Origin of the sequence: Nocardioides anomalus (assembly GCF_011046535.1) — a bacterium.
Taxonomy (GTDB): domain Bacteria; phylum Actinomycetota; class Actinomycetes; order Propionibacteriales; family Nocardioidaceae; genus Nocardioides; species Nocardioides anomalus.
Genome location: NZ_CP049257.1, coordinates 1,677,702 through 1,702,250 on the forward strand (window position 1 = coordinate 1,677,702; position 24,549 = coordinate 1,702,250).

Sequence of the window (24,549 nt, forward strand, 5' to 3'; positions counted from 1 at the left end):
GGGGGACCCCCGTGCCCGACCCACGTGTGCAGCTGACCGTCGACGGCGTCACCCACGACGTCGAGGTCGACCCGCGCACCACGCTGCTGGACCTGCTGCGCGAGCGGCTGGACGTGACCGCGCCGAAGAAGGGCTGCGACCACGGCCAGTGCGGCTCGTGCACGGTGCTGCTCGACGGGCGCCGGCACCTGACCTGCCTGGCCCTCGCGGTGTCCTACGACGGAGCCGAGGTGGTCACCGCCGCCGGGCTCGACGAGGGCGACGAGCTGCACCCCGTGCAGCAGGCCTTCCTGGAGCACGACGGCTACCAGTGCGGCTACTGCACCCCGGGCCAGGTGTGCTCTGCCGTGGGAGTGCTGAGAGAGCTGGCCGACGGGCACCCGAGCCACGTCACCGCCGACCTCCAGCAGGAGACCGAGGCCAGCGACGACGAGCTGCGCGAGCGCATGAGCGGCAACCTGTGCCGCTGCGGCGCCTACGTCGGGATCCTGGCCGCGGTCCGCCAGGCGGCGGGAGCGCAGCGGTGAGGCCCTTCGAGTACCAGCGGGCCGACGACCCGGCCCACGCGGTCGCCCTGCTCGACGGGGACCCGGACGCGGCGTACCTCGCCGGCGGGACCAACCTGGTCGACCACCTCAAGCTCGGCGTGGCCACGCCCGGGCGGTTGGTCGACGTGCGCCACCTCGGGCTCGACGAGGTCGAGGAGACCGACGACGGCCTGCGCGTCGGCGCGAACGTGCGCAACAGCACCCTGGCCGCGCACCCGCTGGTCCGTGAGCGCTGGCCCGCGGTGGCCCGGGCGCTGCTGGCCGGCGCGTCCGGTCAGCTGCGCCACCAGGCCACCACCGGCGGCAACCTGCTGCAGCGCACGCGGTGCGTGTACTTCCAGGACGTCACGACCCCCTGCCACAAGCGCGAGCCGGGCAGCGGCTGCTCGGCCATCGGCGGCTACGAGCGCTACGACGCGGTGCTGGGGGCCAGCGAGTCGTGCGTGGCCGTGCACCCCTCCGACCTGGCCGTCGCGCTGGCCTGCGTGGACGCCCAGGTGGTCGTGCTCGGCCGCGACGGCGAGCGCCGGGTGCCGGCCACCGAGCTGCACCGGCTGCCCGGGGACCACCCCGAGCGCGACACCGTGCTCGAGCACGGCGAGCTGATCACCGCCGTCGAGCTGCCGGCCACGCAGGCCGCGCGGCGCTCGACCTACGTCAAGGTGCGCGACCGCGCGTCGTACGCCTTCGCGCTGGTCTCGGTGGCCGCCGCGGTCGAGCTGGACGGCGACACCGTGCGGGACGTGCGCCTGGCCTGGGGCGGCGTGGCCCACAAGCCGTGGCGGGCGGGCCGGGCCGAGGCCGCGCTCACCGCGCGCCGGCTCAGCGACGACGGGATCTCGGCCGCGGTCGACCTCGAGCTCGTCGCCGCCCGGACCACCGAGCAGACGGCCTACAAGCTGCCGATGGTGCGCGGCGCCACGCTGACCGCGCTGCACCGGCTCCAGGAGGGACTCCAGTGACCGTCGAGCACCTGCCCACCCCGATCGAGACCCGGTCGGTGGGGTCGCACCACGACCGCGTCGACGGCGTGGCCAAGGTGACCGGCCGCGCGCCGTACGCCGTGGAGCACCGCGACGACCCCGAGGCCCTGGCCGAGGGCGAGGTCCTGCACCTGTGGCTGGTGCAGTCGACGGTCGCCCGCGGTCGGGTGAGCGACGTGGACGCCACCGAGGCACTCGCGCAGCCGGGCGTGGTCTCGGTCGTCGACCACACGTCGGCGCCGAGGCTGCAGGGCGGCGAGGACGAGCCGGACGTCGAGCTGATGGTGCTGCAGGACGACGAGGTGCGCTTCCGCGGCCAGATCGTCGCGGCGGTGCTGGCCTCGACGCCGGAGGCGGCCCGCGAGGGTGCCCGGCTGGTCCGGGTGTCCTACGACGAGCAGGAGTTCAGCGCCGAGCTGAGCGAGGACGCCGAGTCCTACGAGCCCGAGACCGTGAACCCGGACATGCCGGCGGCGACCTCCGACGGTGACGTGGACGCCGCGCTCGCCTCGGCCGAGGTGGTGGTCGACCAGACATACCGGACGGCGTACGAGCACAACAACCCGCTCGAGCCGCACGCCGCCGTGGCCCGCTGGGACGGCGACGAGCTCACGCTCGTGGACTCCACCCAGGGCGTGCACCCGGTCGCCGAGGCCCTCGCACCGCTGCTCGGCGTGGCGAAGGAGCAGGTCCACGTGGTGGCGCCGTACGTCGGCGGCGGCTTCGGCAGCAAGGGCATGCCGCACGCGCCGGAGATGACGTGCGCACTGCTCGCGCGGACCGTCCCCGGGCGCACGGTGCGGCTGGCGGTGACCCGGCAGCAGATGTTCGCCCTGGTCGGCTACCGCACCGCCACCATCCAGCGCTTCCGGCTCGGCGCCGGCGCCGACGGCCGGCTCACGGCCATCGAGCACCAGGTGCTCGAGCAGACGTCGCGGTGGAAGGAGTTCGGCGAGCAGACCGCGTCGCCGACCCGGATGCTCTACGCCGCGCCGAACCGCCGCACCGGCCACAGGCTCGTCCCGCTCGACGTGGCCGTGCCGTCGTGGATGCGGGCGCCGGGGGAGATGCCCGGCATGTTCGCCCACGAGGTGGCCATGGACGAGCTGGCCGAGGCCTGCGGGCTGGACCCGGTCGAGCTGCGGGTGCGCAACGAGCCCGACGTGGACCCCGAGACCGGCAAGCCGTTCCACGACCGCCGCCTGGTCGACTGCCTGCACCGCGGCGCCGAGCTCTTCGGGTGGCCGGCCTCGCGCCGGGAGCCGCGCTCGACCCTCGACGGCGACTGGTGGGTCGGCACCGGGGTCGCGTCGGCGACGTACCCGATGATGATCATGCCGGGCAACAGCGCCCGCGTGACCGCGCTCGAGGGCGGGGAGTACGACGTCGCGATCGGCGCCGTCGACATCGGCACCGGCGCCCGCACCGTGCTGCAGCAGATCGCCGCCGACGCGCTGGCGGTCGACCCGTCCTGCGTCCGCCTCCAGATCGCCGACACCTCGCTGCCGTCGGCGTCCGTGGCCGGCGGCTCCTCGGGCACCAGCTCGTGGGGCAGCGCGATCGTGGCCGCCGCCCAGCTGTTCCGCGAGGACCACGACGACGCCCCCGACGCCGGGGTCTCCACCACCGCCGCGGCTGCCGACTCGCCCGAGGCGGAGAAGTACGCCCAGCACTCCTTCGGCGCCGTCTTCGCCGAGGTGCGGGTCCACCGGCACACCGGCGAGCTCCGCGTCCCGCGGCTGTACGGCGTCTACTCGGTCGGTCGCGTCATCAACCCGATGACCGCGCGCTCGCAGCTGCTCGGTGGCCTGACCATGGGGCTGTCGGCCGGGCTGTTCGAGGAGTCCTTCCGCGACCCGCGCTTCGGTCACGTCGTCACCCAGGACCTCGCGACCTACCACGTGGCCTCGCACGCCGACGTCCGCGACCTGCGGGCGGAGTGGCTGGACGAGTCCGACACCGTGGCCACGCCGATGGGCTCGCGCGGCATCGGCGAGATCGGGATCGTCGGCACCGCGGCCGCCGTGGCCAACGCCGCCTCGCACGCCACCGGCGTGCGGGTCCGGTCGATGCCGGTGACGGCCGACCTGTTCCTCTAGGCCCTGTCGTCGGACTCCGCCGGCCGCACCAGGTCGACCAGGTCGGCGATGGAGTCGACGACGCGGGTGGGGCGGTAGGGGAAGCGCTCCACGTCCTCGGGCCGGGTGGAGCCGGTGGTGACCAGCACGGTGCGCAGGCCGGCCTCGAGGCCGCTGATGATGTCGGTGTCCATCCGGTCGCCGACCATCACCGTGGTCTCGGAGTGCGCCTCGAGCCGGTTGAGGGCCGAGCGCATCATGAGCGGGTTGGGCTTGCCGATGAAGTACGGCGAGCGGCCGGTCGCGGCGCTGATGAGGGCGGCGACCGAGCCGGTGGCGGGCAGCGACCCGGCGGGCGACGGCCCGGAGACGTCGGGGTTGGTGGCGATGAAGCGGGCGCCGGCCTCGACCAGGCGGATGGCGCGGGTGATGGCCTCGAAGGAGTAGGTGCGGGTCTCGCCGAGCACGACGTAGTCCGGGTCGCGCTCGGTCATGACGTAGCCGATGTCGTGCAGCGCCGTGGTCAACCCGGCCTCACCCACGACGTACGCCGTGCCGTGCGGGCGCTGGTCGGCGAGGAACTGCGCGGTGGCCAGGGCCGAGGTCCAGATCGACTCCTCGGGCACGTCGATGCCGCTGCCCAGCAGGCGGGCGCGCAGGTCGCGCGGGGTGAAGATCGAGTTGTTGGTCAGCACCAGGAAGCGCAGCCCGCTGGCCTTGAGGGCCTCGACGAACTCGGGCGCGCCCGGGATCGGCACCTCCTCGTGCACCAGCACGCCGTCCATGTCGGTCAGCCAGGTGTGGACCGGGCGCTCCTCGCTCATGGGGTCAGTCTGGCAACACCGGGCCCGAGCGGTCAGGCGGCGAGCCGCAGCACCGTGCGACCAGTGCTGCTGCGCACCTCGACCTCGGTGATCTCGTCGCGCTCCGCCGCGGTGGCCGCCGCGATCCGCAGCACCTTGTGCGGCAGCGCGCGCCAGGACGCGATCTGCTCCTCGGCGCCGGTCGTCGTGCGGACGTACATCGCGTAGCTCGGCTGCGACTCGTCGCGGTACGCCGGCCCGTCGGTGCCGGCGTCGTCGTCGTACTCGCAGGTGAAGTCGACCCGCGTGCCCCACCCGACGGGCGTGAGCGCCACGCTCGCGGTGATCGGGACGTGGCCCACCGGCTGCATCGCCGCTGCCGACGCGGTGACCGACGCCCGCGGCGAGCCGCCGTCGTCGTCGCCGCCCAGGGTCGCCACCCCGGCCGCGCCGATGGCCACGACCGCGGCGGCCGCGACCAGGCCCGTGGTGAGCCAGGTGCGGCGGCGCTGGGTGCGGCGTACGCGGCGCACCAGCCCGGGCAGCAGCGTGTCCGGCACCGGCTCGGGCAGCTCCTCGGGGTCGAGGATCTCCACCGGCACCCGGGCCAGCAGCCCCGGCAGGCCCGCCAGCTCCCGCACCGACCGGGAGCACGACTCGCACGACGACAGGTGCCGCTCGAAGGCGGTCCGGTCCTCCGACGAGAGCGCGCCGAGGACGTAGGCCCCGTCGTCGTGCTCGAACCCGCACCCGCTCATGCGCCCACCCCCAGCTCCTCCAGCGCGAGCCGCAGGGCCCGCAGCGCGTAGTGCGTCCGGCTCTTGACCGTGCCCTCCGGCACGCCGAGCCGACGCGAGGCCTCGGCCACCGAGTGACCGCGGTAGTAGCACTCCAGCAGCACCGCCCGGTGCTCCGGCGACAGCGACGTGATCGCCTCGGCCACGACCCACGACTGCAGCAGCGCGTCGGTCTGGTCGACCGGGTCGCCGGCCTCGGGGACCTGGTCGGTGTACTTCTCGTTCTGGTAGCGCTTGCTGCGCCACTCGTCGATGACGATGTTGCGGGCCACGGTGAACAGCCACGACCGCACCGACCCGCGCGACTCGTCGAGCACCTCGGAGTGCTGCCACGCGCGCAGCAGCGTCTCCTGGGCGACGTCCTCGGCCCGGACCGGGTCGCTGGTCAGGTGCAGGCAGAAGCCCCACAGGGCAGCAGCGTGCTCGTCGTGCAGCTGCTTCATGAGCGCGGTCGGCTCGGCCATGGACACCTCCACTCCCCGTACGGGCGAGCGGGGGTGACGGTTCAGTGTGGACCGTGCAGGTCCAGGCCGGGGGTGATGGGCTCTGTCTGGGTGCTGTGTCTCGTGGTGCGGCTCTCGTGTTTCCGGCCGCCTGTGGACTGACCCGGCCCCCGCCGGACCGCAGCCCCTCACCGAACGCAACCGACGCCGTGTTGCACGCGACTGCTCCCAGCGTGGTTGCGTTGCGTATGCGTGCCCCACGCCGCGGGTCTAGCGTTCGGCGAGGGGGCTGCGGTCCGGCGGGGGCCGGGTCAGACCACAGGCGGCCTGGTCTGGCGGCGGCACCGTCTCGTCTCCGCCTTCACGTGGGTGGGTGGGGTGCGGTGCGGGTCTTCGCACATCGGGACCGCAGCGTGGTCGCCGAAGGCGGCCGCGCTTTCGTGGGGCGGGGCGCAGCCTCGCCCTCAGCGCGCCCTCACCAGCCAGACCGGGTCCCGCTGTCAAGGACGAACCACTCGGGCCGAAGGCCCCGCCGTTCGCCGCTTGCGGCGCCGAAGGCGTCCTTGACAGCGGGAGTCGGGCTGGTAAGCGCGCGGCCGCACGCAATTGATCCCCGTACGAGCAAGAACCGTCGCGGGCAAGCAGGAGCCGAGAGACGGTGCGGAGGGGACCCCTCAGCGGCGGGCCAGGCGCGGGATCAGGATGGCGGCGGCCAGCAGGTGCGTCAGGACCAGACCGGCGGCGTCCAGGGCCGAGGCGCCGAGGAGCACGTCGGGGACGCACGAGAGCACCGTGAGCACGGACGCCGTGCGCAGGAACGCGGTCCGGCTCAGGTGGCGGGCGAGGACGGTGCCGAGCACGGCGGCGATGAGGACGAGCTGGCCGAAGCTCAGGACGGGGATCGCGCCGTCGGTGACCGAGAGCGCGTGATCGGTGGCGGCGAAGGCCGCGGCGACGGCGGTGACGGTGAGGGCCGCGACCAGGCCGGTGGCCAGGGCGCGGGTCCAGGTGACGCGGGGACCGGTGGTGGGCCGGGCGTCGGCGGCGAGGGTGAGGGTGGCGCTCATGTCGGGCTCCTGGTGGTGGGGGAGCGGCTCGGTGCTGCTCCGTCATCCACTCCACGAAGGGGTCGGCGCGCGTACGACACAGCGGCGAGAAGTTTCTTCGGGGTACCTCTCGGCCCGTGACCACACGCTCGAGGGCCGGCTACCCGCTGGCAGTGGCGCTGGTGGTGCTCGGCCTGTGCCCGTACGTCGTGGTGACCACGGCGTTCGCGCCCTTGGCCGACCTGGTGGCGCGCGACCTGCACGCCTCGGCGCAGGCGGTGCAGCTGGCCGGCGGGCTGGGCAACGCGGCGTACGCCGTGGGCGCGGTGGTGGCCGCCCAGCTGGGGCAGCGGTTCGTGCAGCGGCGGCTGTTCCTGGTCTACACGCCGGTGATCGTGGTGGCCACGCTGGTGGCGGGGCTGGCCGGCGACGGGCTGGTCTTCACGATCGGTCGGACCGCCGAGGGGTTCGCGGCGGGCGCGATGCTGATCAGCTCGCTGCCGGTGCTGCTGACCCGGTTCGGCAGCGGCAGGGTGCCGGTGAGCGCCGCGGTGGTGAACGTCGGGATGTTCGGGGCCAGCGCGCTCGGTCCGGTCGTCGGTGGCCTGGTGGCGGGGACCGAGGACTGGCGCGCGTTCTTCGTGGTCGTCGCGGTGCTCGAGGCGCTGGCCTGGGGGGCGGCGCTGGCCGGGTTCGTGCGCTTCGACCCGCCCGACCCGGAGCGGCCCTTCGACGTGCAGGCCGTCTTCTGGGTCGTGGTGGCCACGACGCTGCTGTTCACCGGCACGTCGCTGTTGACCGGTCACGCCTTCGTCTCCTGGCCGGTGCTGCTCCCGCTGGCCGGCGGGCTGGTCGCGCTGGCCCTGCTGTTCGTGGTGGAGGAGCGGCAGGAGCAGCCGCTGATCCCGCTGCGCGAGCTCGCCTCGCAGCTCCCCGTCACGGGGACCATGGCCGCGATGGTCGGGGGCGCGGTGTTCGTGGGCGCACTGCAGCTGGTCCAGCTCGAGCAGGCCGACGTGGTGCGGCGCGGGCCGGAGGCCGTGGCGTGGCTGTTCTGGCCCACGCCGATCGGCGCGGTGGTGGCGGCCGTGCTGCTCGGGGTGCTCGTCCGCACGGCGTACCTGCCCCTGCTGGTCGACGCCGGACTGCTCGCGCTGGCGGCGGCGCCCGCTCTCCTGCTCGCGCTGGGCTCGGGGCGACCGGTGGTCCTGGTGGCTGCGGCGCTGCTGGGCTTCGGGGCGGGCGCGACGGTCTCGCCGGGCCTGTTCCTCACCGGCTTCGGGCTCCCCGCGACCCAGCTCGGGCGCGCCTTCGCGATGGTGCAGCTGCTCCGCTCGCTCGCGACGTACGCCGTGGCGCCGGTCGTGCTCCACCTCGCGCAGTCACGTGGCGACCTGGCCGCAGGCGTCGACGACGCGCTCGTGGTCCTGCTGGTGCTGGCCGCGGTGGGCCTGGCCGCGGCAGTGCTGCTGCCGTTCTTCTCCGGCGCCCGGCTGCGCCGCCCGGACCTCGAGGGCTGGCTCGACGGCGGGCAGGCGCTGCCGTCGCCGACGCTGGCGGTGCACCTGCGGCCCGGGACCGAGGACGACGACGCCGCGCCGCTCCTGCCGGGAGGCGAGCCGCCCTGAGCGGGCACAGGCGGGCGGTCCGGGCGGTCGCGCCCCGTGGGGGAGCGGCGAGAACGCGGTGTCGGACGTCACCCTGTGGGCATACTGGCCGCCACAGCAATCAACACCCGGGGGACCAGAACATGAAGTCAACGCGCATCTCCAAGGCCGCCGCCGCGCTCTGCGGCGTCGCCCTCGCCGTCGTCGGAGCGGCCGCACCGGCCCAGGCGGCCAGCTGGAGGGGCAGCGACCCGGCCCACGACGTCGCGGCGAAGAAGTGCAAGCCGCGCTGCGCGTACACCCCCGCCCCGGGTGTCGCCAGCGCCGACCTGGTCGGCTCGCGCGTCACCTACCGCCACGACGCCGTCAAGATCGCCATCAAGCTCCGCGGCGTCGACCGCTCCAAGGCGTTCGCCGTGACCAGCCTGCTCGCCGCCACCGACCGCGAGGGCCGCTACTTCTCCGCGATCTCCGCCTTCGCCCCCGGCCGCGCTCCCAAGATCACCTTCCGCAACCCCAGCGGCATCGCCATCAGGTGCGGCGGCGCCACCACCCAGCTCCAGGGCAACAGCGTGCTGGCCACGGTGCCCGCCCGCTGCCTCAACGCGCCCGACTTCGTGCGCTGGAGCGGCTACGTGCGGGTGATCTTCCCCGGCGACCTCGACACCGACCAGCGCTACCAGGGCTGGTTCGACAAGTTCCGCACCAGCAGCTCCACGCCGCTGAACAAGAACACCTTCGAGTTCAGCCGCCGCATCGCCCGAGCGGCCTGACGACGCCTTTCGTCGCCGCGGGCCCACCGGTTGCGCCCGCGGCTGTGCGATAGCCCACCGCCGAGCGGCGGGGTGTCCCGGCGGTCAGCGGTTACCGGCTCCGCATGGCAGACGCGCGACCGGGCCGGAAGATCATCTTCTTCCTCGTGATCCTCATCGCCGTCGTGGTGCTCGGGATCTTCATCCTCGTGGGCGCCCTCAGCGGCGGGGACGGCGAGGGCGGGGACGAGCAGCAGCAGCCGCCGCCCGCCAGCTCCGGCGCGCCCTAGGCCTCCAGCAGACTCCGCCGGGACGGGCTCAGGAGCCGCGCAGCCGGCGCGTGTCGTCGGCCAGCCGCACGGTGCGCCCGGTCTTGTCCAGGTGGAGCAGGAGCGGCAGCGCCACCCGGCGTGAGGTCCCCAGCGCCTGACGGGCGGCGCTGGTGGTGAACGGCGCCTGGAGGCCGGCCAGCACGTCGACGGAGAGGTCCGCGGCGTCCGGCAGCAGGACCACGCCCGGGGCCACCCGGAGCACCCGGCCGTCCCTGTGCAGGCGAGCAGCGGTGCCGTCGTCCAGGCCGTACGCCGTGAGCGTGGGCGCGTCCGGCGCGTCGAAGGGCGCGTCCGCGAGGTGCTCCCGCAGCCGCTCGAGTGCGGCCTCCGCCGCGGGGTCCTCGACCACGGGCGCCGCCACCGGAGCGGCGGGCGCGGGCTCGGGCACGGCCTCTGCCTCCTCGCCCGAGAGCACGCGCGCCCGGCGCGCGGCGTCGCCGCGCCGGCTCAGCGCCGGCGGCGCGGCGTCCAGCACCACCACGCCCCAGACCTCGCGGCTGCCCGGATCGCGGAGCACGGCGCGGTCGCCGGCGCGCAGCGGCACCGGCTCGGGCAGCTGGAGCCGTGCGTACCCCCGACCCAGCGGTCGCAGCCGCACCTGCGCCGAGGCCGAGCCCACGTGCAGCACGGGCCGCTCGGGGGGCTCGCCACCGCCGTCCAGGCGCACGTCGACGGCGGCGGTGGAGATGAACGCACCGGGCGTGACCAGGGCGGAGCCGCGGGCGATGCCGGCGGGCGCGTGGCCGCCGAGGTCGAGCGCCACCCGCGCCACGCCCGTGACCTCGGTGCGCGACACCTCGAGCGACTCGATGCCCCGCACACGCACCGGCTCGTCGCCGAACGCCAGCCGGTCGCCGGCCCGGACGGTGCCCTCGGGCAGGGTGCCGGTGACCACGGTGCCGGCGCCGCGGACGTGGAAGCGCCGGTCCACCCACAGCCGCACCGGGGCGGCCGGGTCCGGCGCCGGGACGCCGCGGAGCACCCCGGCCAGGGTCGAGCGCAGCGCATCCAGCCCGGCGCCGGTGCGGGCGCTGACCACCACGTGCGGCGCCGAGGCCAGCCCGGTCGCGGCCAGGCGGGACCGCGCGGCCTCGAGCGCCGGTGCCGGGTCGGCCAGGTCCGACCGGGTCACGGCCAGCAGTCCGTGCCGCACCCCGAGCGCGTCCAGCGCGGCCAGGTGCTCCTCGGCCTGGGGCATCCACGGGTCGTCGGCGGCCACCACGAACAGCGCCACCGGCACCGGCCCCATCCCGGCCAGGGCCGTGGTGAGGAAGCGCTGGTGGCCGGGCACGTCGACGTACGCCACGTCGCCGACGCCGGCCAGCGGCGCCCACGCGTAGCCCAGCTCGATCGACAGCCCGCGCCGGCGCTCCTCCTCGAGCCGGTCGGGGTCGCGGCCGGTGAGGGCGCGGATGAGCGCGGACTTGCCGTGGTCGACGTGGCCCGCGGTGGTGACTACGTGCATGCCCGGACGGCGGCCAGCAGGCGCGCATCGTCCTCCGGGGGTACGGCGAGCAGGTCGAGCAGCAGCCGGCCCTCGTGCACCCGGCCCACCACCGGCACCGCGCCGAGCCGCAGCGGCTCGGCCAGCCCCTCCGGCAGGGCCACCGCCGCGCTGGACAGCTCGACGCCCGGCGCCCCGCCGCCCCCGACGCGCGCGCTCGTCGGCACCGCCTCGGCCCCGAGCGCCTCGGCCAGCGCGGAGGCCCGGGCCAGCAGCTCGGGCCCGGTCGTGGCCAGCGCCTGCGCGGTCGGCGTCGGGCCGCCGGTGAGCGTGGCCTCGAGGGCGGCCAGCGTCAGCTTGTCCACCCGCAGCGCCCGGGCCATCGGGTGCCGGCGCAGCCGCTCGACGTGCTCGCGGCGGCCGAGGAGCAGCCCGCACTGCGGTCCGCCCAGCAGCTTGTCGCCCGACGACGTGACCAGGGCCGCACCCTCGAGCAGCGTCGTCGTGGCGTCCGGCTCGTCGGGCAGCCGGGGGTGCGGCTGGAGCAGCCCGGAGCCGGTGTCGGCCACCACCGGCACGGGCAGCGCGGCGAGCGCCGAGACCGGCACGGCCGAGGTGAACCCCTCCACCCGGAAGTTCGACGGGTGCACCTTGAGCACGAAGGCGACCGAGTCGTCGACCGCCCGCTCGTAGTCCTCGAACCGCACCCGGTTGGTCGTCCCCACCTCGCGCAGCTCCGCCCCGAAGGACTCCACCAGCTCCGGGATCCGGAAGCCGTCGCCGATCTCCACCAGCTCGCCGCGCGCGATCACGACCCGCCGCCCGCGGGCCAGCACCCCGGCCGCCAGCCCCAGGGCCGCCGCGCCGTTGTTGACCACGTGCACCGCCTCGGCCGCCGGCACCGCCGCCGCCAGCGCCGCCAGCGCGGCGGCCCCGCGCCGACCGCGCCGTCCGGTGGCCAGGTCCAGCTCCACGTCGGTCGGCCCGGCCGCGGTCACCACGGCGTCGACCGCCGCGGGGGAGTACGCCGCGCGCCCCAGGTTGGTGTGCACCACGACGCCGGTGGCGTTGATGACCGGCCGCAGCGAGGTGCCGCCCGCCGGCAGCGCGTCCAGCACCGCGTCGACCACGGCCTCCGGCGCCAGCGCCGCCCGCCGCACCTGGGCCAGCTGCTCGACCACGGCCGACTTCACCTGCGCCCGCCCCAGCCGGCCGGCCGCCTCGGCCAGCCGCGGGTCGGCCAGCACCGTGTCGGTGCGCGGGACGGCGCGCCGCGGGTCGGACATGGGCACCCTCCGGTCAGGTCTGGCGGAGGCGGACGGGAATCGAACCCGCCTGACCGAGGTGCTCGGCCACAACGGTTTTGAGGACCGCGCCCGTCACCAGACGAGGTACGCCTCCGTGGGCGAGCCTACGGCTCGTCCAGCACCAGCCGCTGACCGCCGTCGGCCAGCTCACGCACCACGTCGAGGTGACCGGCGTGGGTGGCGGTCTCCACCAGCACGTGGAGCAGCACGTCGCGCAACGTGTCGTACGGCGGCTCGCCGCCGTCGAACCACCACGCCGGCGCCGCGTCGGACGGGAGGTCCACGACGGCCGCGTCGGCCAGGGCGCACTCGGTGCGGTAGCCCTCGAGCACCGCGTCGGCCGGCACGTCCGGTCCGACCGTCCACCCGGCGTACCCCAGGGGCAGCTCGACGTCCGCACCGGTCATCACCCGGCGCAGCCACACGCGCTCCACGTCCAGGGCCAGGTGCTGCACCAGGCCGAGCGGCGTCCAGCCGGACGGCAGCCGGGCTGCGCGCCGCTCGGGCTCGGTCAGCGCCTCGACCTGCTCGAGCACGTGCCGGCGTCTCGAGCCCTGCCACTCCAGCAGGGCGGCCACGGTGGGATCAGCCATGCGCCACAGCATCACACCCCCAGGGGTGCCGATGATCGCGGGCGCGAGGGGATACCGTCGCCCCGTGGTGGAGTTCCTCGGCTGGCCGCTGCTGCGGCAGCTCACGGGCAGGGACACGCTCGGGCGCGGCGAGGCCGTGCAGTCCGAGCGCAGCAGGACCCTGGAGCCACGCACCGTCACCGCCGACCGCGTCGTCGACTCGGTCTGCCCCTACTGCGCGGTGGGCTGCGCGCAGAAGGTCTTCGTCAAGGACGAGGTGGTCGTCCAGATCGAGGGCAATCCGGCCAGCCCGATCAGCCGCGGCCGGCTGTGCCCCAAGGGCAGTGCCAGCAAGCAGCTGGTGACCAGCCCGACGCGCGTGACCAAGGTCCGCTACCGGCGCCCGCACGGCACCGAGTGGGAGGACCTCGACCTCGACACCGCGGTCGACATGATCGCCGACCGCGTCATCAAGACGCGCAAGCAGTTCTGGCAGTGGGAGGACGAGAAGGGCCAGCGCACCCGTCGCACGATGGGCATCGCGAGCCTCGGAGGAGCGACCCTCGACAACGAGGAGAACTACCTCATGAAGAAGCTCTACACCGCGATGGGCGCGATCCAGATCGAGAACCAGGCCCGCATTTGACACAGCTCCACGGTGCCCGGTCTGGGTACCTCGTTCGGCCGTGGCGGTGCCACCACCTTCCTGCAGGACCTCGCGAAGGCTGACTGCATCCTCATCGAGGGCTCCAACATGGCCGAGGCCCACCCGGTGGGCTTCCAGTGGGTCATGGAGGCCAAGCGGGCCGGGGCCACGGTCATCCACGTGGACCCCCGGTTCACGCGGACCAGCGCGGTCGCGGACCTGCACGTGCCGATCCGGGCCGGCAGCGACATCGCTTTCCTCGGCGGGCTGGTCAACCACGTGCTCCAGAACGACCTCGACTTCCGCGAGTACGTCGTGGCCTACACCAACGCGGCCAACGTCATCGACCCGCGCTTCCAGGACACCGACGACCTCGACGGGCTGTTCAGCGGCTTCGACCCCGAGACCCGTCAGTACGACCCCGAGACGTGGGGCTACGTCCCGAAGGACCAGGCGGAGATCGCCGACCAGGCGGCGCGGGACCGCGAGAACGACGACTACGAGGACGCCGAGGGTCACGCGGAGTCGCACGAGGCGGCCCGCTCGGAGAGCCACGGCTCGGGCGGCGCGCCGGTCAAGTACAAGGGCCTGCGCGACGAGACCCTCCAGGACCCGAACTGCGTCTTCCAGGTCCTCAAGCGCCACTTCTCCCGCTACACCCCGGAGATGGTGCAGGAGGTCACCGGCATCGAGCCGGACCAGTTCCGCGAGGTCGCGGACGCGCTGACCCGCAACAGCGGCCGGGAGCGGACCACGGCGTTCTGCTACGCCGTGGGCTGGACCCACCACAGCGTCGGCGCCCAGATGATCCGCACCGCCGCGATCCTCCAGCTGCTGCTGGGCAACATCGGCCGCCCCGGCGGCGGCATCCTGGCCCTGCGCGGCCACGCCAGCATCCAGGGCTCGACCGACATCCCGACCCTGTTCAACATCCTGCCGGGCTACCTGCCGATGCCGAACGCCTCGCAGCACCAGAGCCTGGACGCCTGGGTGCTCGACGACGAGGGCAAGGCCGGCTTCTGGGGCAACGTCCGCTCCTACGCCGTGAGCCTGCTCAAGGCCTACTGGGGCGACGCGGCGCAGCCGGAGAACGACTTCTGCTTCGACTACCTGCCGCGCATCACCGGCGACCACTCGACGTACGCCACCGTGAAGTCGATGATCGAGGGCGGGACCAAGGGCTACTTCCTGGTCGGCGAGAACCCGGCGGTGGGCAGCGCGAACGGCAAGATGCAGCGCCTCGGCATGGCCAACCTCGACTGGCTGGTGGTGCGCGACCTGCAGATGATCGAGTCTGCGACGTTCTGGAAGGACGGCCCGGAGATCGAGACCGGCGAGCTCGTCACCGAGGACATCGGCACCGAGATCTTCTTCCTGCCCGCCGCCACCCACGTGGAGAAGTCCGGCTCGTTCACCCAGACCCAGCGGATGCTGCAGTGGCGCGACAAGGCCGTCGAGCCGCCGGGCGACTGCCGCAGCGAGCTGCAGTTCTACTACGAGCTGGGCCAGCGGATCCGCGAGAAGCTGCGCGACTCCACCGAGGACATGGACCGTCCCATCCTCGACCTGGCCTGGGACTACCCCGTCGACGACGAGGGCGACCCCGAGGGCGAGGCGGTGCTGAAGGAAATCAACGGCACCGACGCCGACGGCAACCCGCTGTCCGGCTACACCGAGCTCAAGGACGACGGCTCGACGTCGTGCGGCTGCTGGATCTACAGCGGCGTGTACGCCGACGGGGTCAACCAGTCGCGGCGCCGCAAGCCGCACTGGGAGCAGGACTGGGTGGCCGCCGAGTGGGGCTGGGTGTGGCCGGCCAACCGCCGCCAGCTCTACAACCGGGCCTCGGCCGCGCCGGACGGCACGCCGTGGAGCGAGCGCAAGCGCTACATCACCTGGGACCCGGACGCCGACGACGGGAAGGGCAGGTGGGTCGGTCCCGACGTGCCGGACTTCATCGTCGACCGGGCGCCCGACTTCGTGCCCGAGGAGGGCGCGAAGGGCCCCGACGCCATCGGCGGCCAGGACCCGTTCATCATGCAGACCGACGGGAAGGCGTGGCTGTTCGCACCGCTCGGCGTGGCCGACGGCCCGATGCCGACGCACTACGAGCCGCCTGAGTCACCGCTCCACAACCCGCTCTACGGCCAGCAGAACAACCCCTCGCGACGCAAGCTCGACCACCCGAGCAACCCCATCAACCCGGCGTACAGCGACGTCTTCCCCTACGTCTTCACGACCTACCGGCTGACCGAGCACCACACGGCGGGCAGCATGAGCCGCACCCTGCCCTACCTGACCGAGCTCCAGCCCGAGCCGTTCTGCGAGGTCTCGCCGCGGCTGGCCCGGGAGCGTGGGCTGACCCACGGCGAGTGGGTCACCATCGTCACCGCCCGCTCGGCCATCGAGGCGCGGGTGCTGGTCACCGACCGGCTGCGCTCGCTGCGCCTGGGCGACCGGTACGTCGAGCAGGTCGGCCTGCCCTACCACTGGGGCCGCAACGGCCTCACCCAGGGCGACTCGCCCAACGACCTGGTCAACGTGACCCTGGACCCCAACGTCTACATCCAGGACAAGGTGGGCACCTGCGACATCAGGCCCGGCCGGCGCCCCCGCGGGCCGGCCCTGCTCGAGTACGTCGAGGAGTACCGTCGCCGCGCAGGCGTCGACATGGCCCACCCCGAGGAGAGCGGAGCCGACGGATGACCCTCTTCTCCGACCTGTTCAGCGAGGGCCGCCTCTGGGGCCGCCTCGACGACGTCACCACCGACGCCGGCTACGAGGAGCCCCCCGCCGCGGATGGGCTTCTTCACCGACACCTCCGTCTGCATCGGCTGCAAGGCCTGCGAGGTGGCGTGCAAGGAGTGGAACGACGTCCCCGAGGACGGCTACTTGCTCACCGGCGAGTCCTACGACAACACCAGCGCGCTGGGCGCCTCGACGTGGCGCCACGTCGCCTTCGTGGAGAAGCCCGTGACGCCGGCGGTCGACCTGGGCATGCCGTCGTTCCGCGGCGAGGACCAGGCGACCGAGACCGGGGCCGACGGCAGCGGCGAGGGCGTGCGCTGGCTGATGTCCTCCGACGTCTGCAAGCACTGCACGCACGCCGGCTGTCTCGACGTCTGCCCGACCGGTGCGCTGTTCCGCACCGAGTTCGGCACCGTCGTGGTCCAGCCGGACGTCTGCAACGGTTGCGGCTACTGCGTCCCGTCCTGCCCCTACGGCGTGATCGACCTGCGCAAGGAGGACGGCCGGGCCTTCAAGTGCACGCTCTGCTACGACCGGCTCAAGGAGGGCCAGAAGCCCGCCTGCGCGCAGGCCTGCCCGACCGAGTCGATCCAGTTCGGCGAGCTCAGCGAGCTCCGGGAGCGCGCCGACGCGCGCCTGGCCGAGCTGCAGGACAAGGGCGTGGACGTGGCCCGGCTCTACGGCCGCGACCCCGAGGACGGCGTCGGCGGCGACGGTGCGTTCTTCCTGCTCCTCGACGAGCCCGAGGTCTACGGCCTGCCCCCGGACCCCGTGGTGCCCACCCGCCAGCTCGGCACGGTCTGGAGGCACGTCGGGTACGCCGCCGCCACGCTCGCCGGCCTCGGTGCCGCGTCCTTCCTCGGCCGCAAGCGGTGAGGCCCCGGTGATGTCCTCGTGAGCCGCGGCGAGACCCGGATGGTGCCGGACGCCGAGTTCGAGTCCTACTACGGCCGCCAGATCCTCAAGACCCCGACGTGGAAGACGCCCGACGTCCCGCTCTACCTCTTCCTCGGCGGCCTGGGCGGCGCGTCCGCGGTGCTGGCCGAGGGCGCCGCGCTGAGCAACCGGCCCCGGCTGGAGGCCGTGACCCGCGGCGCCGCCGCGGCCGCCGCGGGGCTCGGGACGGTGTTCCTGATCCACGACCTCGGTCGCCCCGAGCGGTTCCTCAACATGCTGCGGGTCTTCAAGCCGACCTCGCCGCTCTCGGTCGGCTCGTTCATCCTGGCGCCGTTCGCGACCTTCTCCACGGGCGCCTTCGCGCTGCAGGTGCTGGGCCGCCTCCCACGGCTGGCCCGACTGTGCGGCGTCGGCGCGGCCGCGTTCGGGCCGCCGCTGGCCACCTACACCGCGGCGCTGTTCGCCAACACCGCGATCCCGGCCTGGGCCGAGGCCCGTCGCGAGCTGCCCTTCGTCTTCGGCGGCTCCGGTGCCGCGGCCGGCGGCGGGCTGGCCATGGTCCTGGCGCCGGTCGAGGAGTCCGGTCCCGCCCTGCGGCTCGCCCTGGCCGGCGCCGCGCTCGAGCTGGCCGCCACCGAGGCCATCGTCCGGCGGCACGGGCTGGTGGCCGAGCCCTACGAGATCGGCAAGCCGGGCGCGCTCATGAAGACCTCCCGCGCGCTGACCGTGGCCGGCGCCGCGCTGTCGCTGCTGGGTCGCCGGTCCCGGCTGGCCCGGGCCGCCGCCGGCGCGTCGTACGTCGCGGGCTCGGTGGTGCTGCGCTTCGGGATCTTCGAGGCCGGGCTGGCCTCCGCCCGCGACCCGAAGTACGTCGTGGTCCCACAGAAGGAGCGGTTGGCGCAGCGTCAGGAGGCGTCGGCCAAGATCGAGGGGTGACCACCGCTCCCACCCAGCGACCGGCCCTGCGCCTCACCCAGTTCGCCGCCGGTGGCGGCTGCGCCTGCAAGGTCCCGCCCGGCGAGCTCGAGCGGGTGCTGGCCGACGTCGTCCCCGCGACCGGCGACGACCTCCTCGTCGGCGTGGAGACCGGCGACGACGCCGCGGTCGTGCGGCTCGACGGCGACCGGGCCGTGGTCATGACCACCGACTTCTTCACCCCGGTGGTCGACGACCCCTACGACTGGGGCCGGATCGCCGCGGCCAACGCGATGAGCGACGTGTGGGCCATGGGCGGCGACCCGCTGGTCGCGGTGAACCTGCTCGGCTGGCCGCGCGACAAGATCCCCTTCGAGCTGGCCGCCGAGGTGCTCCGCGGCGGCGCCGACACCGCCCGCGAGGCCGGCTGCCACCTGGCCGGCGGGCACAGCATCGACGACCCCGAGCCGAAGTACGGCCTGGCCGTCACCGGCATCGCCGACCCCGCCCGACTGCTGCGCAACGACGCCGGCCGCCCCGGCGTGCCGCTCACGCTGACCAAGCCGCTCGGCGTCGGTGTGCTCAACAACCGCCACAAGGCGACCGGCGAGGTCTTCCCGCAGGCGATCGCGTCGATGACCGCGCTCAACCGCGACGCCTCCCGCGCCGCCCTGGCCGCCGGCGTGGTGTGCGCGACCGACGTGACGGGCTTCGGGCTGCTCGGCCACCTGCACAAGCTGGCCCGGGCCAGTGGCGTCACCGCCGTCGTCGACTCCGCAGCGGTGCCCTACCTCGACGGCGTCCGGTCGTCGTACGCCGAGGGCTTCGTCCCCGGCGGCAGCCGCCGCAACCTCGACTGGGTGCGCCCGCACCTGGACGCGAGCGTCTCCGAGGACGAGCTCGTGCTGCTGGCCGACGCCCAGACCTCCGGCGGCCTGCTGGTCGCCGGCGAGCTGCCCGGCCACCCCGTCATCGGCGAGCTGGCGCCGGCCGAGGCTGGCGTCACGATCCGGGTCCGCTGACCCGCCAGGCCCGGCGCGCCGGTTCGTCGTCAGCGCGCCGGGCACGCGGCGACGGAGTCGCCGCCATCAGCACAGGTCAGGTAGTCCCGAACCAGGCGCTCAGCGCCGGGACCCGCCGCAGCACGAGCTGGTCGAGCAGCAGCACGACGACCAGCGAGATCCCGAACAGCGGCAGGAAGACGCCCAGCGTCACCAGCCCGACCAGCAGCACCGGGGTCGCCCGGACCGGCATCCGCCCGCGCGGTGCCCCGAGCCGGCCGGCGCCGCGGGGTCGGCGCCGCCACCACATGAGCGGCCCGGTCACGCACATGGCGATGATGGCCACGCACATCAGCGCCGAGCCCGCCATCGACCAGCCGCCGAGGCTGCGGCCCTCGTGCAGCCCGATGCCCTGCGCCACCACCTTGGCCAGCAGCGGGTAGTCGGCGAAGCCGTAGGTCGACTCCACCTCGCCGCCGTACCGGCCGACGTGCACCGTCCGCTCGTCGGAGGGGGCGTCGAAGGCGTAGCCGATGACCGAGTAGACGCCGGTGGCGTCGTCCGCGGCGGGCAGCGCCACCGTCATGGGGTGGCGCAGTCCCTCGCGGTCGGCCACCTCCAGGGCGGTGTCGACGTTGGCCACGCTCACCCCCTCCGCGGGCGCCGGCCCGGTGGGCACCTCGGTGTCGCCCTGGGCCCAGGGCACGTCCTGGGTGTGGCTGTGGGGCAGCGACTCGTCGAGCGTCGACGTCGGGTTGCTGAGCGCACCCGGGTCGGTGCTCCACAGCGACGAGCCGCCCTTGGTCGCCAGCGACTGCACCTGCGCACCCCAGAAGCCGGTCCACGGCAGCCCGGTGACGAGCAGGGTGACCAGGCCGACGCCGGCCACGAGCCCGACCAGGCCGTGGCGCGAGCGGAGCCGGGAGCCGGGCCGGTCCGCGGCCCGGGCCCGGCGCCGCGCGCGTCGACCGCGGAAGAACAGGTAGTAGCCGGTCAGCGCCATCACCAGTGCCCAGCAGGCCGCGACCTCGATGAGCCGGTCGCCGAAGGTCCCGGTCATCAGGTTCGCGTGCAGCCGGATGGCGGTGCCGGACAGGGTGGTGTCGGGGTTCATCGAGCCGAGCACCTCGAGGCGGTAGGGGTCGACGTACACGTCGCGCCCCTCGCCGTCCGCGGTGGTGACCGAGACGATGGTCGGGCTGTGGTCGTCGCGCGGCTCGGCCAGGCTGACCGGCGTGACGCCGGGGTAGGCCTGCTCGACGGCGGACAGCTGGGTGACGTACGGCTGGACCGTGGCCCCCGGCTCGACCTTCAGCAGGTCGGGGTGGAGCAGCGGCTCCAGCTGGAACCGGAACAGGTAGATCAGCCCGGTCGTGGCCAGCAGCAGCAGGACCGGGACGACCAGGAAGCTGGCGAAGAAGTGCCACCGCCAGACCGCGCGGAACCAGCCGGAGCCGCGGCTGGTGCGGGCCGTGTGTGGTGCGTCGGGTGGGGTGCGGACGCGCGCAGGCGTCAGTGGTGCAGAGGTCATCGAGCTCTCCTCGGAGCCGGAAGGGACGCAGGACAGCCCGCTCGACCGGCTCCGGACGGAGGGCGAGCGGGTGGGGCGCAGCGGCGCTCAGGCCGCGAGGAGAGGCGGTCCGCGCCGGGAGAGCGCGCGGCCGAGGAGCAGGTCGCGCAGCCGGACGGCGGCGACCTGGGGGAGCGAGGGGCGGCGCAGCGGCGGCACCGCGACCGGGACGACCGGTCGGACCAGGGCCAGCACCAGCGCGGCGGTGGCGACCAGCACGGTGAAGACCACGCGCTCGCCGTGGGCCAGCCACAGCGCGACCAGGGCGGCGGCCGCGAGGTGGGCGACCATCATCGGCGCGTGGGCGTGCAGGTCGGCGACCAGGTGGTGGATCGGCAGGGTCGGGGTCTGCGCGGGCTGCGCCGCGGTCCCGGCGAACGCGTCCTGGAACGAGCCCACCCGGTGCCCGTCCACCGTGGGCAGGCTGGCCCCGCCGAGGTGGGGCGGCGCCGCCGGTGCGGTGACCCGCGGGTCACCCCGGTGGCCCGCGGTCAGGGTCAGGCAGAGGTGGATCACGGTCTGCCCGCCGACGAGCAGCACCAGCAGCCGGGGCAGCGTGGCCGGCCGCGCCAGGAACGGCAGGCTCCCGAGCACCGTGCCGACGTAGAGGAACGCGAGGAACGACGGCGCCGGCAGCAGCCCGTCGGCCATGACGTGGCCGACGGTGCCGAGGAAGACCGCGAAGGTGCCCGCGAAGAGCGCGCGCAGCCACAGCACCGACGCTGCGACCCGGCTCTCCATGGCGCGGCCATGGTCCCACAGGGCGGCTCGGGCCGCGGGGAGACGGTGGGGTGCGGGCTCAGCCCGCGGCGAGCGGGGTCTCCTCCTGGCCGGCCAGGTTGGTGGGGCACAGCAGGCTCGTGCAGAGCGCCTCGCCCCTCACCTCCTGCAGCGGGGCACCGCACTCGCCGCACCGGACGGGTCGCTCAGCCACGATGTCGAAGGTAGCGCCCGCGACTGCCGTTCAGTCAACAGTCACACGCCGTTCATTGCTCCCGAGCCCGGCCCGGGCGGCGCCTAGGAGCAGTCACCGCTCGCGGACGGCTCGCAGGGCTCCCAGCCGGCCACGAAGGGGCTCCAGCCGCGCCCACTCGGCGCCATGTCCGCCCTCTTGCCCAGGGCCACCCGGACCGCGACGCGCCAGCTGCCGGACTCCAGGCCGGGCGGGTTCGGCACTCCGAGGCAGTACCAGAGGTCGAGGCCCAGCGGGATCTTCTTGGTGCCCTTGCGCAGCTGGGTGGCGGACACCGGGAAGTCCTCGGAGTTGCTGCACCGGGCCTTGGTGCCCGGGTCGTCCCAGCCGCCGCCGCGCCGGAACTCCTGCTTCTTCACCAGGTACTTGCCGCCCGGCTTCTTGGGCTTGCTCAGGCGCAGGTCGTAGTGGCCGTCCGGCGTGGAGTCGCCGTCGAGGTCGAACCACACCGTCAGGTGGTGACCGGGCCGGAAGCCGCCGGGCACGGTGACGGTCAGGTACTGCTCGGAGTCGTAGTACGAGCTGGCCTCGAGCCTGACCTCCGAGATGTCGACCGCCCGCGCCGAGGTGCGGCTGTCCTTGACGGTCACCGAGGAGGGGTACGCCGCGTGCGCCGGCCCGGGGACCGCGGTGGCCCCCAGCGCCAGGGCGAGGAGCGGGACGGCAGCGACGCGACGCAGGCGGACCATGGCGGGGACCTCCAAGGGTGGGTACCGCTGCCGGGTGGCGCAGCGGCTGAGGACGGGAGCGTAGCGGTGACCAGACCCGTGGCGCGCCCTCTGCGTGTGTTCCTGCCGGCGCTCCTGGCCGTCCTGACCGCGGTTCTCGTCGGCCTGGGCGTGAGCGCCGGCCCGGCGTGCGCCGACGACACCGGCGACCGGCCGGTGGTGCGGGTCGGCACGGAGGGCACCTACCCGCCGTTCACCTTCCACGACCCGTCGTCGAACGACCTGACCGGCTACGACATCGACGTCGTCAAGGCGGTCGCGGACCAGGCGGGCTGGAGGCTGCAGTTCGTCGAGGCGCCCTTCGACGCGATCTTCCCGGCCCTGGACGCCGGGCGCATCGACGTGATCGCCAACCAGATCACCATCAACCCCGACCGGCAGGCGCGCTACCTGTTCTCCGCGCCCTACACCTACTCCCACGGCGTCATCGTCACCGCGGCCGGCACCGATGACATCACGTCGCTGGCCGACCTGAAGGGCAAGGTCACCGCCGAGTCGGCGACCAGCAACTGGTCGCAGGTGGCCCGCGACGCCGGCGCCGAGGTCCGCTCGGTCGAGGGGTTCGCCCAGGCCGCTGAGCTGCTGGCGCAGGGCCGGGTCGACGCGATCGTCAACGACAACATCGCGGTCCTCGACTACCTGGCGTCCAACGGCTCGGCGGACATCAAGATCGCCGGCGACGCGGGCGACGACGTCAGCGAGCAGGCCCTGGCCTTCCGCCAGGACGAGCCGCAGCTGCAACAGCAGGCCGACGCCGCGCTCGAGGCGCTGGCGGCCGACGGCACGCTGGCCGACATCTCCGAGCAGTACTTCGGCGCCGACGTCTCGGTGGAGGAGGGCAGTGGCGACGTCGACGTGAAGGGCTCCGACACCCGCGGCACCCGTGCGGTCCTCCAGGACACCGCCTGGCCGATGGCCAAGGGCCTGCTGGCCTACACGATCCCGCTCACCGCGGTGAGCTTCGCCCTGGGCCTGGTCATCGCGCTGCTCGTCGCGCTGGCCCGGATCTCGAGCAACCGGCTGCTCCAGGTCCCGGCGCGCATCTACATCTCCGCCGTCCGCGGCACCCCGCTGCTGGTGCAGCTGTTCATCATCTTCTACGGCCTGCCGCAGCTGGGACTGAAGATCCCCAGCGTGCCCAGCGCGATCATCGCGCTCAGCCTCAACGTCGGCGGGTACGCCGCGGAGATCATCCGCGCCTCGATCCTCTCGGTGCCGCGCGGGCAGTACGAGGCGGCGACGACCATCGGCATGCACTACCCGCAGCTGATGCGCCGGATCGTGCTGCCGCAGGCGACCCGCATCGCCGTGCCGCCGCTGTCCAACACGCTGCTCTCGCTCATCAAGGACACCTCGCTGACCGCGGTGATCCTGGTGCCCGAGCTGTTCAAGCGCGCGCAGGACGCGGCCGCGTCGAGCGGCGACTTCTTCTGGCTCTACGTCTTCGCCGCGCTGTTCTACTGGGTGGTGTGCTTCCTGGTCTCGCTGGTCCAGGACCCGCTCGAGCGCCGACTCGGGAGGTACGTCGCGTGACCCAGCCGACCGACCAGCCGCTCGTCGAGGTCCAGGACCTGCGCAAGGCCTTCGGAGAGCGCGAGGTGCTCCGGGGCGTCTCGTTCTCCGCCCTCGAGGGCACCGCCACCGCGCTGCTCGGCCCGTCGGGCTCGGGCAAGACCACCGTGCTGCGTTCGCTCAACGTCCTGGAGCCTCCCGACGCCGGCCGGGTGCGCATCGCCGACGCCGCCGTGGACTTCTCCGCGACCGGGGTCGACAACGCGACGCGCCGCCGGGAGGTCGAGGCGCTGCGGGCGCGCAGCGGGATGGTCTTCCAGTCCCACCACCTGTTCCCGCACAAGACCGTGCTGGGCAACCTGCTCGAGGGGCCGGTCCAGGTCCAGCACCGCGACGTGGACGAGGCCACCGCCGACGCTCGCCGGCTCCTGGAGCAGGTCGGGCTGGAGGGCCGCGAGGACCAGTACCCCTCCCAGCTCTCCGGGGGCCAGCAGCAGCGCGTCGGCATCGCCCGAGCCCTCGCCCTGAACCCCCAGGTCGTGCTGCTGGACGAGCCCACCTCCGCCCTCGACCCGGAGCTGGTCGGCGAGGTGCTCGCAGTCATCCGCGACCTGGCCACCCACGGCTGGACGCTCGTCATCGTCACCCACGAGATCCGCTTCGCCCGCGACGTGGCCGAGCAGGTGCTGTTCCTCGACGACGGGGTGATCGCCGAGGAGGGCGGCCCCGAGGTCCTCACCGACCCGCAGCACGAGCGCACCCGGCAGTTCCTGCGCCGGGTCCTCGAGGCCGGCTGACCCGGCCCGACCCGACCGAGTTGACCTGGAGCGCGCTCCAGGAGATGGAG

The 24,549-nt window shown here is 74.1% G+C and carries 23 protein-coding genes and 1 tRNA gene; 12 read left to right on the forward strand and 12 right to left on the reverse strand.

All coding sequences use genetic code 11. The features are described 5' to 3' along the window. The first annotated feature begins 11 nt into the window (after positions 1 to 11). The 3 genes from G5V58_RS08485 to G5V58_RS08495 are packed head-to-tail and all read left to right on the forward strand — an operon-like array spanning position 12 to position 3,630. A complete protein-coding gene (locus tag G5V58_RS08485) occupies positions 12 to 527 on the forward strand; it encodes a 2Fe-2S iron-sulfur cluster-binding protein (protein WP_196240573.1) in 516 nt (171 codons plus the stop codon). After that, positions 524 to 1,510 (forward strand): FAD binding domain-containing protein, encoded by a 987-nt coding sequence (locus G5V58_RS08490; RefSeq protein ID WP_165231053.1) that lies wholly within the window; start codon positions 524 to 526, stop codon positions 1,508 to 1,510. The genes G5V58_RS08485 and G5V58_RS08490 overlap by 4 nt, the downstream gene beginning before the upstream one ends. Continuing rightward, positions 1,507 to 3,630, forward strand: coding sequence for a xanthine dehydrogenase family protein molybdopterin-binding subunit (locus tag G5V58_RS08495; protein ID WP_230487187.1), 2,124 nt, complete (start codon positions 1,507 to 1,509; stop codon positions 3,628 to 3,630). The genes G5V58_RS08490 and G5V58_RS08495 overlap by 4 nt, the downstream gene beginning before the upstream one ends. Here G5V58_RS08495 and G5V58_RS08500 read toward each other — a convergent pair. The 4 genes from G5V58_RS08500 to G5V58_RS08515 form a co-directional block, all read right to left on the reverse strand. Then, the gene (locus G5V58_RS08500; RefSeq protein WP_165231057.1) at positions 3,627 to 4,433 is read right to left on the reverse strand and encodes an HAD-IIA family hydrolase; all 807 of its coding nucleotides are present in this window, start codon (positions 4,431 to 4,433) and stop codon (positions 3,627 to 3,629) included. The two genes, G5V58_RS08495 and G5V58_RS08500, sit on opposite strands and share 4 nt — an antisense overlap. 32 nt (positions 4,434 to 4,465) lie before the next feature. Continuing rightward, the gene (locus G5V58_RS08505; protein ID WP_165231060.1) at positions 4,466 to 5,170 is read right to left on the reverse strand and encodes an anti-sigma factor family protein; all 705 of its coding nucleotides are present in this window, start codon (positions 5,168 to 5,170) and stop codon (positions 4,466 to 4,468) included. After that, positions 5,167 to 5,673 carry a sigma-70 family RNA polymerase sigma factor gene (locus tag G5V58_RS08510; RefSeq protein ID WP_230487188.1) on the reverse strand — a complete coding sequence of 169 codons (507 nt, stop codon included), beginning with the start codon at positions 5,671 to 5,673 and terminating at the stop codon, positions 5,167 to 5,169. Before G5V58_RS08510 ends, G5V58_RS08505 begins: the two co-directional genes overlap by 4 nt. A 653-nt stretch (positions 5,674 to 6,326) precedes the next feature. Next, positions 6,327 to 6,719, reverse strand: coding sequence for a DUF6069 family protein (locus G5V58_RS08515; RefSeq protein ID WP_165231062.1), 393 nt, complete (start codon positions 6,717 to 6,719; stop codon positions 6,327 to 6,329). A gap of 116 nt (positions 6,720 to 6,835) precedes the next feature. Between G5V58_RS08515 and G5V58_RS08520 the strand changes: the two genes are divergently transcribed. The 3 genes from G5V58_RS08520 (at position 6,836) to G5V58_RS08530 (ending at position 9,347) form a co-directional block, all read left to right on the forward strand. Beyond that, positions 6,836 to 8,326: an MFS transporter gene (locus G5V58_RS08520; protein WP_165231065.1), complete on the forward strand. Its 1,491-nt coding sequence runs from the start codon at positions 6,836 to 6,838 to the stop codon at positions 8,324 to 8,326. A 122-nt stretch (positions 8,327 to 8,448) separates the two neighbouring features. Beyond that, positions 8,449 to 9,078, forward strand: a complete 630-nt coding sequence (locus G5V58_RS08525; protein ID WP_165231068.1) for a hypothetical protein — start codon at positions 8,449 to 8,451, stop codon at positions 9,076 to 9,078. Positions 9,079 to 9,182: 104 nt separating this feature from the next. Beyond that, the gene (locus tag G5V58_RS08530; RefSeq protein ID WP_165231070.1) at positions 9,183 to 9,347 is read left to right on the forward strand and encodes a hypothetical protein; all 165 of its coding nucleotides are present in this window, start codon (positions 9,183 to 9,185) and stop codon (positions 9,345 to 9,347) included. 28 nt (positions 9,348 to 9,375) lie between these two features. Here the strand turns inward: G5V58_RS08530 and G5V58_RS26385 are convergent, their stop codons facing one another. From G5V58_RS26385 to G5V58_RS08550, 4 genes are all read right to left on the reverse strand, one after another. After that, complete coding sequence (locus G5V58_RS26385; protein WP_165231073.1) at positions 9,376 to 10,854, reverse strand: selenocysteine-specific translation elongation factor; 1,479 nt, start codon at positions 10,852 to 10,854, stop codon at positions 9,376 to 9,378. Next, positions 10,845 to 12,119 carry an L-seryl-tRNA(Sec) selenium transferase gene (gene selA / locus G5V58_RS08540; protein ID WP_165231076.1) on the reverse strand — a complete coding sequence of 425 codons (1,275 nt, stop codon included), beginning with the start codon at positions 12,117 to 12,119 and terminating at the stop codon, positions 10,845 to 10,847. Before selA ends, G5V58_RS26385 begins: the two co-directional genes overlap by 10 nt. A gap of 20 nt (positions 12,120 to 12,139) precedes the next feature. Next, positions 12,140 to 12,234 (reverse strand) — tRNA-Sec (locus tag G5V58_RS08545). Positions 12,235 to 12,244: 10 nt separating this feature from the next. Further along, on the reverse strand, positions 12,245 to 12,733 hold the full coding sequence (locus tag G5V58_RS08550) for a mycothiol transferase (protein ID WP_165231079.1): 489 nt from the start codon (positions 12,731 to 12,733) through the stop codon (positions 12,245 to 12,247). 31 nt (positions 12,734 to 12,764) lie between these two features. Here G5V58_RS08550 and fdh point away from each other — a divergent pair, with 31 nt between their 5' ends. The 4 genes from fdh to selD all read left to right on the forward strand — a co-directional run bounded on the left by fdh (position 12,765) and on the right by selD (position 18,940). Further along, the gene (fdh, locus tag G5V58_RS08560) at positions 12,765 to 16,064 is read left to right on the forward strand and encodes a formate dehydrogenase (protein ID WP_268991277.1); all 3,300 of its coding nucleotides are present in this window, start codon (positions 12,765 to 12,767) and stop codon (positions 16,062 to 16,064) included. 93 nt (positions 16,065 to 16,157) lie between these two features. Then, a complete protein-coding gene (locus G5V58_RS08565) occupies positions 16,158 to 16,982 on the forward strand; it encodes a 4Fe-4S dicluster domain-containing protein (protein ID WP_165231085.1) in 825 nt (274 codons plus the stop codon). A gap of 18 nt (positions 16,983 to 17,000) precedes the next feature. Next, positions 17,001 to 17,939: an NrfD/PsrC family molybdoenzyme membrane anchor subunit gene (gene nrfD, locus G5V58_RS08570; protein ID WP_230487190.1), complete on the forward strand. Its 939-nt coding sequence runs from the start codon at positions 17,001 to 17,003 to the stop codon at positions 17,937 to 17,939. Continuing rightward, positions 17,936 to 18,940: a selenide, water dikinase SelD gene (gene selD, locus G5V58_RS08575; protein ID WP_230487191.1), complete on the forward strand. Its 1,005-nt coding sequence runs from the start codon at positions 17,936 to 17,938 to the stop codon at positions 18,938 to 18,940. Before nrfD ends, selD begins: the two co-directional genes overlap by 4 nt. A gap of 76 nt (positions 18,941 to 19,016) precedes the next feature. Here the strand turns inward: selD and G5V58_RS08580 are convergent, their stop codons facing one another. From G5V58_RS08580 to G5V58_RS08590, 4 genes are all read right to left on the reverse strand, one after another. Continuing rightward, positions 19,017 to 20,450 carry a PepSY-associated TM helix domain-containing protein gene (locus G5V58_RS08580; RefSeq protein ID WP_165231088.1) on the reverse strand — a complete coding sequence of 478 codons (1,434 nt, stop codon included), beginning with the start codon at positions 20,448 to 20,450 and terminating at the stop codon, positions 19,017 to 19,019. Positions 20,451 to 20,537: 87 nt separating this feature from the next. Next, positions 20,538 to 21,230 carry a hypothetical protein gene (locus G5V58_RS08585; RefSeq protein ID WP_165231091.1) on the reverse strand — a complete coding sequence of 231 codons (693 nt, stop codon included), beginning with the start codon at positions 21,228 to 21,230 and terminating at the stop codon, positions 20,538 to 20,540. Between the two features lie 58 nt (positions 21,231 to 21,288). After that, on the reverse strand, positions 21,289 to 21,423 hold the full coding sequence (locus tag G5V58_RS26390; protein ID WP_268991268.1) for a hypothetical protein: 135 nt from the start codon (positions 21,421 to 21,423) through the stop codon (positions 21,289 to 21,291). Positions 21,424 to 21,506: 83 nt separating this feature from the next. Next, positions 21,507 to 22,151, reverse strand: coding sequence for a hypothetical protein (locus G5V58_RS08590; RefSeq protein WP_165231094.1), 645 nt, complete (start codon positions 22,149 to 22,151; stop codon positions 21,507 to 21,509). A 78-nt stretch (positions 22,152 to 22,229) separates the two neighbouring features. On the opposite strand from G5V58_RS08590, the gene G5V58_RS08595 reads away from it, so the two are divergent. Further along, the gene (locus G5V58_RS08595) at positions 22,230 to 23,723 is read left to right on the forward strand and encodes an ABC transporter substrate-binding protein/permease (RefSeq protein WP_230487192.1); all 1,494 of its coding nucleotides are present in this window, start codon (positions 22,230 to 22,232) and stop codon (positions 23,721 to 23,723) included. Then, entirely contained in the window at positions 23,720 to 24,499 is a 780-nt protein-coding gene (locus tag G5V58_RS08600; RefSeq protein WP_165231097.1) for an amino acid ABC transporter ATP-binding protein, read from the forward strand. Before G5V58_RS08595 ends, G5V58_RS08600 begins: the two co-directional genes overlap by 4 nt. Positions 24,500 to 24,549 lie beyond the last annotated feature (50 nt).